The following is a 13424-nucleotide window of genomic DNA, read 5'->3' as shown; positions in this document are numbered from 1 at the left end:
ATGAATGAATAAAGAGAATCAAATATCAAATAAGAGAGCTTGTTTTAAGCGATTATATACTGCTAGAAGCTCTTATGATAAAATGAAGCAATATGGATTTGGAAAGGAAGTACATAGGAATGAAATGGCTTTATTATCTATTGGCAAACCGCTCCTTATTATTATTATTGCTCGTTGTAAATATATTAGGAACTATTTATGGATATTATTGGTATAGGTTTCAGTTGGCTGAAACTCCTGCCATTTTCCTAGCTTTTGTACCAGATAGCCCAACAGCAAGTCTTTTTTTTGTTGTTGTTCTGTTTGCATTTTTACTGAAAAAAAATTGGCCATTATTTGAGGCGTTAGCGGTTATTACACTGTTTAAATATGGCATTTGGGCTGTGGTGATGAATATTCTTGTCTATGCCAAAACAGGAGTTATGGAAATGGCTGCTGTAATGCTTATTGTTTCACATGGTGCCATGGCGATTCAAGGCTTATTATATACCCCTTTCTACCGCATAAAAGGGAGGCATCTTTTGCTTGCAGGCATATGGACATTTCATAATGATGTCATTGATTATGTTTTTTTTATGATGCCAAGATATCAAGTGCTAGATCAATATATGCCAGAAATTGGCTATTTTACTTTTTGGTTAAGCATAATAAGTGTTGCGGTTGCTTATTATTTAACGCAAAAAAAGCCACTCTTAAAATGGAACTTGTCTTAAGCTGATAATTTTTTATTCTAACCTTGTCCAACCTCACATACATTTTTAATAGTAGAGTGGGGAGGGACAAAAAAATGAAGGCTAAATTGGTTGTATTAACGTTATTATTATGTTTGCTTGCACCAATTTCTCTTACTATTTCAGCAAATGCAGATGTAGAACGGAATGCTCCTATAGATGAACTTGATACGTTGAGTGATGAAGCATTGCAGCTTGTAAAATCAGAAAGATATGAGGATGCGAAAAAAATTCTTGATTATTTCTCCAATCAATTTAGTACGGTTTCTATTAAACAAAAAACATTTACTATGGATGAATTAAGAATTGTGACTGGAGCGCATGATGAAGCAGTTGAAGCAATTTCTAATGCGTCTCTTAATAGTAATGAACGTGTTAATACCGTTACAAAATTCCGTCTTGCAGTTGATGCGGTTTCTTCAGGAAAGCAGCCTTTATGGACACAAATGGAGGAGCCGGTAATGACTACATATACGGAAATGAAACAAGCATTGACTGCAGGAGATAAGCGGGTTTATGAAGAAAAAATGGATTCCTTTTTGTCTTTATATCAAATTATTTATCCTAGTTTAAAACTAGATGTAGGAACAGAACAGTTTCAAAAATTAAATGCATTAGTAGAATTTATTGGCACATACCGTCTGCAAGTGTTTTCTAATGGAGGGCAGCAAGAAGAACTGACAACGCTTCAGTCAGAACTGGAAGATGTATTTAATCAAGTGTACGAAGATGAAGCAGATCCTTCTCTTTGGTGGGTAATTATTTCTACAGGAAGCATTATTATCTTGACATTATCTTATGTTGCGGTGAGAAAGTATATGGGAGAAAAAAGGGAACAAAAGCGAAAAAGAAAATCCAGCCACAAACTATAAGCATCGGTATGTATTTAGCTTTAACAGGCAAGATTATCTGTATAGGGATAGGCGTAAAGTAGATATCGCCTTCGTGTTAGAATAAAATTTTGATTGGAAGTTTAATATTTGACATCGGGCTTACCTCTTGCTTACAATTAAAATAATACTACTAGAACAATTAGGGGGAAAAGCATGTATATACTATACTTTATTATCATCCTTTTAGTACCTCTTTGGGCGCAGATGAGGGTTAAAAGTGCATATAAAAAATATTCCAAAGTAGCTGCTACTTCTCATCTGTCAGGCCGAGAAGTAGCAAGAAAAATTTTAGATGAAAATGGACTATATAATGTTACGGTCGAAGAAACAAGAGGCGTTTTGTCTGATCATTATGATCCAAGAACAAAAGTTGTGCGCCTTTCTAGCGACAACTATCATGGACATTCTGTTGCAGCTGCTGCTATTGCTGCACATGAAGTTGGCCACGCAATTCAAGATCAGCAAGATTATTCCTTTTTGCGGTTTCGCCACGCATTAGTTCCAGTCGCAAATATTGGCAGCAATTTCTCTTGGATACTCATCCTAATCGGAATGTTAGCTGGATTATCCAATTTATTGCTGTTAGGGATTCTTTTTATGGCAGCTGCTGTATTATTCCAGTTTGTCACATTACCAGTTGAATTTAATGCATCTAATCGAGCAATGGATCAAGTTGTTTCACTTGGCATTATTCGCAATGACGAAGAAAGAGAAACAAAAAAAGTGTTAAACGCAGCAGCGTTGACATATGTTGCAGCAGCGGCTGTAGCCGTTTTGGAATTGATTCGTCTTATTTTAATTTATACGGGTATGCAAAGAGACGATTAAATCTAAAGAACATTTAAATAGCAATATATCTTTGAACAAAAAATCCATGTGCATTGTAATGGGTTTTTTGTTTTTTTCTACTAATATCTGAAATTTGGCTGTATAATAAATCTTGATATTTCACTAATCGAAAATTTTTACATACATCATTTTTACGGGGGAAAGAAGGGGTTTTTTGCAAACAGCAGAGCAGTTGCAGCAAAAACAATCGTTAACAGTTTATCGGATTTTATTTGCTATTAGTTTAGGACATTTTATTAATGACTGTATGCAGTCTGTGGTTCCAGCGTTATTTCCTGTGTTAGAAAAGTCGATGCAATTAAACTACACTCAGGTTGGCTGGATTGCCTTTACACTGAACATTACATCCTCTCTTATGCAGCCTTTTTTTGGAGTGATGGCAGATAAAAAACCGGCACCTTTTTTATTGCCGATTGCACTTGTTTCCAGTTTGCTTGGCATGATGGGACTTGCTTTTGCTTCAAATTTTTATCTTGTGTTATTATCTGTCCTATTTATTGGATTTGGTTCAGCGATTTTTCATCCAGAGGGATCGCGTGTTGCCTATATGGCTGCAGGACAGAAGAGGGGATTAGCACAATCTATTTATCAAGTTGGCGGCAATGCAGGCCAATCAATGGCGCCACTATTTACTGCTTTTATTTTTCTTTATACAGGCCAATTTGGCACAATTTGGTTTACTGCTCTTGCAGCTTTAGGTGTGATGGTTCTTTTTACGGTGTCTTTCTGGTATAAAGAAGAGTTGAAACACAAGATTCCTAAACAAAAACAACAAACAAAACAGGAGCTTCGCATTTCGAAAAAGATTGTTTTTTCTATATGTTTATTAATCTTTTTGGTATTTGCTCGTTCTTGGTATGGAGCGGGGATTACGAATTTTTTTCATTTTTATATGATGGAGAAATTTCAGTTGTCTATTAAATCGGCCCAGCTTTATGTATTTATCTTTATGCTTGCTGGTGTTTTTGGAACATTTTTGGGGGGGCCTCTTGCAGACCGTTTTGGTAAAAGGACAATTCTTGTGTTCTCCATGCTTGGATCTGTGCCCTTTACTTTACTGTTGCCTCATGTACCTTATTGGCTTCTTGCGCCACTGCTCGTTGTTATTGGCTTTATCTTGCAATCGAGCTTTAGTGTTACGGTCGTATATGCACAAGAGTTGCTTCCCGGAATGATTGGATTAGTGTCAGGGCTAATTGTTGGCTTAGCATTTGGAATGGGAGCGTTGGGCGCCGTTATTTTTGGGATAATCGGCGATTTATATAGCCTTCAGACTGTGATGCTATTATGTAGTGTTTTGCCTGTTTTAGGCATATTAACGTATTTGCTGCCAACAGATAAAGAAGTAAACAACATGCATATATAGTAAAAAAAGCATGAGAATAAACGGAGAAAGGTTTGTTCTCATGCTTTTTATATGGGAGAATTAATGCTCAATTGGACGCTTGTACTCATCTAATGTAAATCCTTCGCCAATTACATCATGAACAACGCTGACAGAAACAAAAGCATGGGGATCAACCGAAGTTATTACGCTTTTTAACCGGACAATTTCGGTTTTGGCCACCACACAATACAATACTTCTCTTTCTTTTTTGGTAAAAGAGCCATGGCCTTTTAGAACAGTGACGCCTCGATCCATTTCGCTCATAATTTTATCTGCAATTTGTTCATTAAAGTCAGAAATAATCATAGCGCCTCTGGCAGCATATGCGCCTTCTTGCATAAAATCAATGACTCTTGTTCCGACAAATACAGCAACAAGAGTGTACATGGCCTCACGATAGGAAAGGTAAAAAATTAAGGAAAGAGTAATAACACATGCATCAAATAAAAACATGGTTTTTCCCATACTCCAGCCATAGAATTTAAAAACAAGTCTTGCAATGATATCGACTCCGCCTGTTGTGCCTCCAAAGCGGAAAATAATGCCGAGGCCAATTCCGATAAAGGTGCCAGCAAACAAAGCAGCAAGCGTTAAATCTTCTTTTAATGGAATATGTAGCTGGATTTGAGGAAGCTGAAATAGCCAAAAAAAGAAGGATACACTGACTGTTCCAATAATAGTATAAATAAAAACGTTTTTCCCAAGCAATTTCCAGCCGATGAAAAATAACGGTATATTTAAAAGTAGATTGGTATAAGATGGATCCCAATTAAATTTAAAATACAGCAATAAGGTTAAACCAGTAAATCCACCTTCCGATAAATTATTCTGCATATTAAAATGAATAATTCCAAAAGAGAAAATAGCGGAACCAAGAAGGATAAATAAGATATTTTTAAGTTTTATTCCTTTAAACATTTAATAATCGCCTTCTTTCTATGTATTGGCTAATTAAAAATTATTGCAAACTATTTATTTCCTAAGAAATAGTTTGCTGATAGAAGGTTCACTTTATGCAGTGAATGCTCATTCATTATATCCAAATAATAAGTCGATAGCAATGTCAAGGTGAATATTCTGGAAATATGGGGAAAATGTTAAGAAATAAAGAGTAAGTATTTTATTAGAATATGTACGATAAAAGAATTGTGAAAATATCAGAACAAAACTAGCTAAAATGTTTGTAAAAACCTTTTAGATTAGCTAACATGTAGAAGAATATGATTTGGTTTGGGGTGGAAGGATTGACAAAGAAAACACTGAAAGAAATTCAAACAGAGGTAGATCAATATATTGGCCAATTTAAAGAAGGATACTTTAGCCCTTTGGCCATGTTAGCACGTCTAACAGAAGAATTAGGTGAGCTGGCAAGAGAAATTAATCATCATTATGGAGAAAAGCCAAAAAAAGCATCAGAGGGAGAAAAAGAGATTAAGGATGAGCTTGGTGATATGCTGTTTGTTTTAGCATGCCTTGCTAATTCTTTAAATATCGATTTAGAAGAAGCGCATGATCGAGTGATGCATAAATTTAACACAAGAGACAAAGATCGTTGGACAAAAAAAGAAGAGTAAACATTTAGCAGCACTAAAGAAAAGTAAAGCTAAAGTTTTTCTTATAAAAACATACATATAGCATAAAGGAGCGCATGAAATTGAATAAAATAAAGATTGTTATCGCAGGGGCTAGGGGAAGAATGGGAAAAGAGGCAGTTTATTTAACAGGCCGCACCGAGCATTTTGATTTAGTTGGGGTTTTAGACCATAAGCATGAGGGAAAAAAATTAAGTGATTTAGATGGTTTTACAGGGTATGATGTGCCAATTTATACAGATATTGAAAAATGCTTTCAAACAGAAAAACCAGATGTGCTTATTGATTTGACAACACCTGAATTTGGCTATTATCATGCTAAAACAGCCCTTAGTTATGGAGTGAGACCTGTTGTTGGAACAACTGGATTTACAAAAGAGAATTTACAAGAATTAGAAGATTTATGTGAAGAAATGAACCGTGGATGCATTATTGCTCCTAATTTTGCCTTAGGTGCTGTATTAATGATGAAATTTTCTCAAATTGCTGCAAAATATTATCAGGATGTTGAAATAATGGAGATGCATCATGATCAAAAATTGGATGCGCCAAGTGGGACAGCCATTAAAACAGCAGAATTAATGGCAGAAGTAAGACAAGCAAAAAACCAAGGACATCCAGATGAAAAAGAAACGATTCCAGGTGCGAGAGGGGCAGACTTTGATGGAATGCGCATACACTCTACTCGTTTGCCAGGTTTAATTGCCCACCAGCAAGTGTTATTTGGAGCAGAGGGAGAATCTTTAACCATTAGACACGATTCCTATAATCGAGTGTCCTTTATGTCTGGAGTAAAGCTTGCAGTAGAAGAAGTACTAAAGGTGAATGTATTAGTTTACGGTTTAGAAAATATCATGGAGTAGGAGTGTTAAGATAATGAATATCGCTTTAATTGCTCACGATAAGAAAAAAGATGATATGATCCGATTTGTAACTGCCTATAAAACGATTTTTGCAAAACATGTACTATTTGCAACAGGAACAACTGGACTGAAAATTCAAGAAGCAACAGGATTAGAAGTTCATCGTTTTTGTTCTGGCCCTCTTGGAGGGGACCAGGAAATTGGTGCGAAAATTGCTAACAATGAAATGGATATGATTTTTTTCTTTCGAGATCCGCTAACCGCACAGCCCCATGAACCAGATGTAACTGCACTTATTCGTTTATGTGATGTATATTCTGTGCCTCTTGCAACGAATATGGGGACAGGAGAAGTGTTGATTCGAGGATTAGAGCAAGGGGATATAGACTGGAGAAATGTTGTACATGGAAAAACAGAAGATTTTATCGAAGAAAAATAATATAGATATATTGGCATTTGGAGCCCATGCAGATGATGTTGAAATCGGCATGGGCGCTAGCATTGCCAAATATGCTCATGAAGGCAAACGCATTGTAATATGCGATTTGACAAATAGTGAATTGTCTTCAAATGGTACGGTAGAGAATCGTAAAGTGGAAGCAAAAAATGCTGGAGAAACATTAGGAATAGTAGAAAGAATGACAATTGGAATTCCAGATAGAGGATTATATTTACAGGAGTCTTCTATCAAAAAAATTGTAGAAGTTATCAGATACTATAGGCCTAAGGTTATTTTTTCGCCATTTTATATCGATCGTCATCCAGATCATGGAAATTGCGGAAAGCTAGTCGATGAAGCTATTTTTTCAGCAGGCATAAAAAACTTTAAAGCTGGCGATTTAGCATCACATAAAGTGCAAAACAGCTATTATTATATGATAAATGGTTTTCATAAACCAGATTTTGTTATTGATACATCTGAATGGATAGAAATAAAAAAACAGGCATTAAATTGTTATCGGAGCCAATTTGTCAAAACAAAAGAAACAGTTGAGACCCCACTTGTTAATGGTTATATTGAAACAATTGAAGCAAGAGAAAAAATGTTTGGACAAGAAGTTGGAACAATTTATGCCGAAGGATTTATGAAGAAAAAACCACTATTAATACATCATGATTTATTAGGTGAAATAGAATGAAAAAATTAAAAATAGGAATTACCTGCTATCCGACAGTAGGAGGATCAGGTGTTGTTGCAACCGAATTAGGGAAAATGCTTGCAGAAAAAGGGCATGAAATACATTTTATTTCTTCTAGTCTGCCATTTCGCCTGAATAAAATGTATCATAATATTTATTATCATCAAGTAGAAGTCAGCCAATATTCTGTTTTCCAATATCCACCCTATGATATTGCTTTAAGCAGCAAAATGGCAGAAGTAATAAAACGAGAAGAGTTGGATCTTCTTCATGTCCATTATGCAATTCCTCATGCAGTGTGTGCCATTTTGGCAAAACAAATGAGCGGCCGTGATGTGAAGATTGTCACAACCTTGCATGGAACAGATATTACTGTTTTAGGATATGATTCTTCCTTAACAGACAGCATTCGTTTTGGCATTGAGAAATCGGATGCCGTTACAGCTGTTTCTGAATCATTGCGCATGCAGACATATGACGTCATTCAAGCAGATAAGCCTATTGAAGTGTTGTATAACTTTATTGATGAGCGAATATATCATAAAGTCGATTCCACACATCTTAGAGAAGAATATGGAATTAAGCAGGATGAAAAAGTTGTTATCCATGTGTCTAATTTCCGCAGTGTGAAAAGGGTGCCAGACGTAGTAAAGGCATTTCATCATTTAGCCGAAAAGGTTCCGGCAAAACTTTTGCTTGTAGGCGATGGTCCAGAAATGAGAAATGTTACTAAACTGGTGGATGATTTGCAAATGAAAAATAAAGTATTATTTTTAGGAAAACAAGAAAACTTGGAAGAATTGTATTCTATCAGCGATTTAATGCTTCTTTTATCAGAGAAGGAAAGTTTTGGTTTAGTTGCATTAGAAGCAATGGCTTGCGGTGTGCCTTGTATTGGTACAAATATAGGCGGAATTCCAGAAGTTATTATTGATGGCAAAACAGGTTTTATTTGCGAATTAGGCAACATAAGGGAAATTGGGGAAAAGGCGATCACTCTATTATCCGATTCAGAACTTCAAAGACAGTTTTCCTTTCATTCCATAGAGAGGGTGAAAGAAAATTTTCGTGCAGAATTGATTGTTAATCAATATGAACAAATATACGAGCGTCTTCTAAAAGAAGGTGAATAATATGATAGCAGTTTTTCGAGATGCTGCACCGATTTTAAAAAAAATAGAATATGCTGGATTTGAAGCATATTTTGTAGGTGGTTCTGTCCGGGATTATTTGCTTGGCAAAAAAATAAATGATATTGATATTGCGACATCTGCGACACCAGAAGAAGTAAAAGGAATATTTGGCCAGACAATTGATATTGGCATACAGCATGGAACGGTTATGGTAATAGTGGATGGAAAGTCATACGAAATAACAACGTTTCGGACTGAATCATCTTATGTGGATTTTAGGCGGCCAAGTGAAGTGACGTTTATTAGAGAGCTTCGGGAAGATCTACAAAGGCGAGACTTTACCATGAATGCAATGGCGATGGATAAACATGGAACTATTATCGATTATTTTTCTGGCAGAGATGCATTAAAGCAAAAAAAAATAGAGACTGTTGGAAATGCAAATGAACGTTTTAACGAAGATGCCCTTCGTATGATGCGTGCTATTCGATTTGTCAGTACGCTAGGTTTTTCATTAGAAGAAAAAACATATGATTCTATTGTGCAAAATCGGCTATTATTAGCAAAAATAGCAATAGAAAGAATTACACAAGAATTTGAAAAGCTGTTAACGGGAAAATACAGCAAAAAGTCCTTGCAGTTAATTGCTGAAACAAATTTACATGAATATTTGCCCATGCTGAAAGAAAAAAAACAAGCGATTCTGCAAGTTTCCAAAATGGAGATAGATTATCTAACCATTGATGAAATGTGGTCGTTATTGCTTTGGAAGATGGATATTACGGCTAATAAGGAAATCGATGTGTTTTTGCGCAAATGGAAATTGCCAGTAAAAAAAATCAAAAAAATTCAAAAAGTAGTTGCAGCTCTACTTGGAAAACAAAAAAACAAGTGGACATGCGTGGATTTATACAAAATAACCTTGGAGATTGTTTGCAGTGCAGAAAAACTTTCCATGTTAATTTGGGAAGGGAAATCGATAAAAGATACAGATTACATAAAAGCAGCATTTGAAAAGCTGCCGATACAAGATAAAACAGAACTTGCCATTCATGGCAAAGATTTATTGAATTGGAGCAGCAAACCTTCTGGAGCTTGGATAAAAGAAGCGATAGAGGCAGTAGAATATGCGGTAGTAGAACAAAAGGTGAAAAACGATAAGCAGGCAATAAAGGAGTGGCTAGAGTCATGTCATCTGATTTAAGAAAGAAACTGCTGGAAGTATTTACTGATAAGCCAGATGAATATATATCAGGCCAAGAGCTTGCCGATAGGTTAGGATGCTCTAGAACAGCTATTTGGAAACATATAGAAGAGATGCGCAAAGACGGATTTACTTTAGAAGCCGTTCGCAAAAAAGGCTATCGAATTACGAATAGTCCAAAGAGCATTATTCCTGATGAAATTCGGTTTGGATTAAAAACAAAGTTTTTAGGAAGAAATATTTTTTATGAAGAAACAGTAGATTCCACCCAAAAAATTGCCCAAAAATTAGCCTATGAAGGGGCGGAAGAAGGGACAATTGTTCTTGCAGAAGAGCAAATTGGCGGAAGGGGCAGAATGGATCGTTCTTGGCATTCTCCTAAATATAAAGGAATTTGGATGAGTGTTTTATTAAGACCTAATATTCCTATTATGCAGGCTCCTCAATTAACACTGCTGACTGCTGTTGCAGTTGTGCAGGGAATAGAGGAGGTTACAGGTATACAGGCGCAAATCAAATGGCCTAATGACGTGCTGATAAACGGCAAAAAAGTAACCGGCATTTTAACAGAACTTCAAGCAGACAGCGATCGCATCCATTCCCTTATTATTGGCATTGGCATCAATGTCAATCAGCACATAGAAGACTATCCAGAAGAACTTCAAAATACTGCTACCTCTCTTTTTATAGAAAAAAAGGAAGATTGGAATCGAGCAGTTATTATTCAGGCGATTCTCCTCAAAATGGAAAAGTTATATACGATTTATTTAGAAAACGGATTTTACCCTATTAAATTATTATGGGAAAGTTATGCATTAACGATAGGCACAAGGATTACTGCAAGCACATTAACGGGAAAGATAGTTGGGAAAGCATTGGGCATTACAGATGACGGAGTTTTATTAGTAGAAGATGAACAAGGGACCACACATAGGATTTATTCAGCAGATATTTCTGTTACATCATGATAAATACTTATAGTAGAAATGATTTGGATTTGTTATAATTCTTTTGTCGGGCGGTATCAGAGTGAACTGCACCTTTATACACTTATTTATTTATATCTGCCTAGATCCAAATAATAGGACAAGGACAGAGGGATGAAACAAATGAAATCAGCGTATTATCCTTCTATTTTGTTAATAGAAGGATTTTTTATTATGTTTAGAAATCCCCTCTTCCAAACAAGGAGGAAAAAATGAAGTCGATCACTGATTTTCTTAAAATGAAGGAAAAAGCAGAAAAAATAACGATGATAACAGCATATGATTATCCTTCCGCCAAACATGCAGAGGCATCAGGTGTGGAGATGATTCTTGTTGGAGATTCATTGGGAATGGTAGTGTTAGGATATGATTCTACTGTCCCTGTTACAATGGAGGATATGATCCATCATGGAAAAGCTGTAAAACGAGGGGCAAAGGATACGTTTATTGTTATCGATATGCCTTTTATAAGTTATCATTTATCTGATCGAGATACTTTACTGAATGCATGCAAATTAATTCAAGAAACAGGCGCTCATGCTGTAAAAATCGAAGGCGCTAATGATGTTATAGACAAAATCAACATCCTTACTAATGCAGGCATTCCAGTTATGGCTCATTTAGGATTAACCCCCCAATCTGTAGGTGTTTTAGGCGGCTATAAAGTGCAAGGCAAAAACCATAAAGAAGCATTAGAACTAATCGAAAATGCAAAAAAATGTGAACAAGCAGGCGCTTTTGCAGTTCTTTTGGAATGTGTGCCAATGCAGTTGGCAGAAGAAGTGAGCAAAAATTTGCGAATTCCAATAATTGGAATAGGTGCAGGCGTTCATACAGATGGCCAAGTGCTTGTATACCACGATTTAATCACATATGGGGTAGACAGAGTAGCAAAATTTGTTAAACAGTATACAAATATAAATGAATCTATCAAACAAGCAATCGAACAATATATACACGAAGTGAAAATGAGTGAGTTTCCTGAAATAACACATAGCTTTACGATGAAAGAAGAAGAACTAAAAAGCTTGTATGGAGGAAAACAATGAACGTACTGACAGAGACAAAAGTTATCACTACAACAATAGAATTGCAGCAACTTACAACAAAGCTAAAAAATGACCAAAAAACAATTGGTTTTGTGCCTACAATGGGGTATCTCCATGAGGGGCATCGAGCATTGTTAAAGGAAGCACGAGAAGATAACGATGTTGTCGTGTTAAGTATTTTTGTAAATCCTCTGCAATTTGGCCCTAATGAAGATTTAGATTCCTACCCTAGGGATTTTGAACATGATAAGCAAGTAGCTGTAGAAGAGAATGTAGATTATATTTTTTATCCCTCGGCAGAAGAAATGTATCCAAAAACATTATCTGTCACAGTGAATGTGCAAAAAAGAACAGATGTCCTGTGTGGGAAATCTCGACCAGGTCATTTCGATGGCGTTGCAACCGTTCTGACAAAACTTTTTCATTTAGTGCAGGCCAACCGAGTATATTTTGGACAAAAAGATGCACAGCAAGTAGCAGTTGTGGATGGATTAATAAACGATTTTCACTTTCCGCTCGAACTTGTTTCTGTTCCAACGGTTCGCGAGGAAGATGGTTTAGCTAAAAGCTCACGAAATGTTCGCTTAAGCGATCCAGAAAGAATGGAAGCAGGCATCCTTTATCGTTCCCTTGCTGAGGCAAGAGAAGAGATGATTAAAGGAAAAACAGATATAAATCAGCTTCGAAACAGGCTGGTAGCCGATATAGAACGAGAATCATCTGGCAAAGTGGATTATTTAGAAGTATTAACTTATCCTGACTTAGAACAGCCGAAGAATTTGTCTGGCAGGATTATTGTGGCCCTGGCTGTTCAATTTAGCCAAGCAAGATTAATCGATAATATCATTTTTGATCTGTAAACTGTATAAACAGCAATAAGTTGGAGGGATAATTTATGTTTCGAACGATGATGAATGGAAAAATCCATCGTGCAACAGTAACGGAAGCAAACTTAAATTACGTAGGAAGCATTACAATCGATGCGGATCTTCTTGATGCAGTTGGTATGGTTGCAAATGAAAAAGTGCAGATTGTCAATAATAATAATGGAGCGAGATTGGAAACATATATTATTCCTGGGGCAAGAGGATCAGGCACTATTTGTTTAAACGGGGCAGCTGCAAGACTTGTTCAAAAAGGGGATATTGTCATTATTATTTCTTATGCTCTTGTTTTGAATGAAGAAGTGGCAAACCATCAGCCAAAAGTAGCGATCATGGACGAAAATAATCAGATACGGACGCTTTTAAATAATGAACCAGCAGGAACGATTATGTAAGCAATAATGGTCTGTTTGACTTTTTTTAAGCAAATCTCTAAGCCTAGCCTTTAAAAGGGTAGGCCTTTTTAATGAGCAAAATGTATTTTTCAATAGTAGTAGGAGAAAATGGAAATAATATAAAAAATGGTATAAAGGAAACAGGCATGCATTATTTTTTCGATCATAGATTATTTCTATTAAATAACATCCATATGTGGATGAAACATAAGAAAAAACAAAATGATGCCATATGAATGTATTCCTATATAACTGCTCTGTCTATATAATAGGTAAAACTCTTTTCCTTTTTTCAATTTTATGATACCGTTTGATTGAC

Annotated in this window: 15 protein-coding genes; 14 read left to right on the top strand and 1 reads right to left on the bottom strand. The window is 35.9% G+C overall.

The annotated features are described in order from the left end of the window. Positions 1 to 119 precede the first annotated feature (119 nt). The 4 genes from lhaT (at position 120) to CWS01_RS08570 (ending at position 3839) form a co-directional block, all read left to right on the top strand. On the top strand, positions 120 to 713 hold the full coding sequence (gene lhaT, locus CWS01_RS08585) for a lipoprotein heptaprenylglyceryl N-acetyltransferase LhaT (RefSeq protein ID WP_101176777.1): 594 nt from the start codon (positions 120 to 122) through the stop codon (positions 711 to 713). A gap of 74 nt (positions 714 to 787) precedes the next feature. Next, on the top strand, positions 788 to 1603 hold the full coding sequence (gene ypjB, locus CWS01_RS08580; RefSeq protein WP_101176776.1) for a sporulation protein YpjB: 816 nt from the start codon (positions 788 to 790) through the stop codon (positions 1601 to 1603). Between the two features lie 174 nt (positions 1604 to 1777). Continuing rightward, entirely contained in the window at positions 1778 to 2452 is a 675-nt protein-coding gene (locus CWS01_RS08575; protein WP_101176775.1) for a zinc metallopeptidase, read from the top strand. Between the two features lie 175 nt (positions 2453 to 2627). After that, a complete protein-coding gene (locus CWS01_RS08570; protein WP_101176774.1) occupies positions 2628 to 3839 on the top strand; it encodes an MFS transporter in 1212 nt (403 codons plus the stop codon). A 60-nt stretch (positions 3840 to 3899) separates the two neighbouring features. Here CWS01_RS08570 and CWS01_RS08565 read toward each other — a convergent pair whose 3' ends face one another. Beyond that, positions 3900 to 4778, bottom strand: coding sequence for a YitT family protein (locus CWS01_RS08565; RefSeq protein ID WP_101176773.1), 879 nt, complete (start codon positions 4776 to 4778; stop codon positions 3900 to 3902). 326 nt (positions 4779 to 5104) lie between these two features. Here CWS01_RS08565 and CWS01_RS08560 point away from each other — a divergent pair, with 326 nt between their 5' ends. The 10 genes from CWS01_RS08560 to panD all read left to right on the top strand — a co-directional run bounded on the left by CWS01_RS08560 (position 5105) and on the right by panD (position 13105). After that, entirely contained in the window at positions 5105 to 5434 is a 330-nt protein-coding gene (locus CWS01_RS08560; protein WP_101176848.1) for a nucleotide pyrophosphohydrolase, read from the top strand. 80 nt (positions 5435 to 5514) lie between these two features. After that, positions 5515 to 6315: a 4-hydroxy-tetrahydrodipicolinate reductase gene (gene dapB / locus CWS01_RS08555; RefSeq protein ID WP_101176772.1), complete on the top strand. Its 801-nt coding sequence runs from the start codon at positions 5515 to 5517 to the stop codon at positions 6313 to 6315. A gap of 13 nt (positions 6316 to 6328) precedes the next feature. Continuing rightward, positions 6329 to 6754 (top strand): methylglyoxal synthase, encoded by a 426-nt coding sequence (gene mgsA, locus CWS01_RS08550; RefSeq protein WP_101176771.1) that lies wholly within the window; start codon positions 6329 to 6331, stop codon positions 6752 to 6754. Continuing rightward, positions 6720 to 7454: a bacillithiol biosynthesis deacetylase BshB1 gene (gene bshB1, locus CWS01_RS08545; protein ID WP_101176770.1), complete on the top strand. Its 735-nt coding sequence runs from the start codon at positions 6720 to 6722 to the stop codon at positions 7452 to 7454. Before mgsA ends, bshB1 begins: the two co-directional genes overlap by 35 nt. Then, positions 7451 to 8587, top strand: coding sequence for an N-acetyl-alpha-D-glucosaminyl L-malate synthase BshA (bshA, locus tag CWS01_RS08540; protein ID WP_101176769.1), 1137 nt, complete (start codon positions 7451 to 7453; stop codon positions 8585 to 8587). The genes bshB1 and bshA overlap by 4 nt, the downstream gene beginning before the upstream one ends. 1 nt (position 8588) lies before the next feature. Further along, complete coding sequence (locus tag CWS01_RS08535; protein ID WP_101176768.1) at positions 8589 to 9791, top strand: CCA tRNA nucleotidyltransferase; 1203 nt, start codon at positions 8589 to 8591, stop codon at positions 9789 to 9791. Further along, on the top strand, positions 9776 to 10759 hold the full coding sequence (locus CWS01_RS08530) for a biotin--[acetyl-CoA-carboxylase] ligase (RefSeq protein WP_101176767.1): 984 nt from the start codon (positions 9776 to 9778) through the stop codon (positions 10757 to 10759). The genes CWS01_RS08535 and CWS01_RS08530 overlap by 16 nt, the downstream gene beginning before the upstream one ends. A gap of 230 nt (positions 10760 to 10989) precedes the next feature. Next, a complete protein-coding gene (gene panB, locus CWS01_RS08525; RefSeq protein ID WP_101176766.1) occupies positions 10990 to 11826 on the top strand; it encodes a 3-methyl-2-oxobutanoate hydroxymethyltransferase in 837 nt (278 codons plus the stop codon). Next, a complete protein-coding gene (gene panC, locus CWS01_RS08520; protein ID WP_101176765.1) occupies positions 11823 to 12686 on the top strand; it encodes a pantoate--beta-alanine ligase in 864 nt (287 codons plus the stop codon). The genes panB and panC overlap by 4 nt, the downstream gene beginning before the upstream one ends. A 35-nt stretch (positions 12687 to 12721) precedes the next feature. Next, positions 12722 to 13105 (top strand): aspartate 1-decarboxylase, encoded by a 384-nt coding sequence (gene panD, locus CWS01_RS08515; RefSeq protein WP_101176764.1) that lies wholly within the window; start codon positions 12722 to 12724, stop codon positions 13103 to 13105. Positions 13106 to 13424: the final 319 nt, after the last annotated feature.

Source organism: Niallia nealsonii (assembly GCF_002835805.1).
Lineage (GTDB): Bacteria > Bacillota > Bacilli > Bacillales > Cytobacillaceae > Niallia > Niallia nealsonii.
The sequence above is the reverse complement of the archived record's forward strand: the minus strand, read 5'-3'. Positions and strand labels throughout refer to the sequence as shown.

Excerpts from the sequence above, each read along its gene's own strand:
- lhaT (WP_101176777.1), top strand. The coding sequence starts at position 120 with ATGAAATGGCTTTATTATCTATTGGCAAACCGCTCCTTATTATTATTA.
- ypjB (WP_101176776.1), top strand. The coding sequence starts at position 788 with ATGAAGGCTAAATTGGTTGTATTAACGTTATTATTATGTTTGCTTGCA.
- CWS01_RS08575 (WP_101176775.1), top strand. The coding sequence starts at position 1,778 with ATGTATATACTATACTTTATTATCATCCTTTTAGTACCTCTTTGGGCG.
- CWS01_RS08565 (WP_101176773.1), bottom strand. The coding sequence starts at position 4,778 with ATGTTTAAAGGAATAAAACTTAAAAATATCTTATTTATCCTTCTTGGT.
- mgsA (WP_101176771.1), top strand. The coding sequence starts at position 6,329 with ATGAATATCGCTTTAATTGCTCACGATAAGAAAAAAGATGATATGATC.
- bshB1 (WP_101176770.1), top strand. The coding sequence starts at position 6,720 with ATGGAAAAACAGAAGATTTTATCGAAGAAAAATAATATAGATATATTG.
- bshA (WP_101176769.1), top strand. The coding sequence starts at position 7,451 with ATGAAAAAATTAAAAATAGGAATTACCTGCTATCCGACAGTAGGAGGA.
- CWS01_RS08535 (WP_101176768.1), top strand. The coding sequence starts at position 8,589 with ATGATAGCAGTTTTTCGAGATGCTGCACCGATTTTAAAAAAAATAGAA.
- CWS01_RS08530 (WP_101176767.1), top strand. The coding sequence starts at position 9,776 with ATGTCATCTGATTTAAGAAAGAAACTGCTGGAAGTATTTACTGATAAG.
- panB (WP_101176766.1), top strand. The coding sequence starts at position 10,990 with ATGAAGTCGATCACTGATTTTCTTAAAATGAAGGAAAAAGCAGAAAAA.
- panC (WP_101176765.1), top strand. The coding sequence starts at position 11,823 with ATGAACGTACTGACAGAGACAAAAGTTATCACTACAACAATAGAATTG.
- panD (WP_101176764.1), top strand. The coding sequence starts at position 12,722 with ATGTTTCGAACGATGATGAATGGAAAAATCCATCGTGCAACAGTAACG.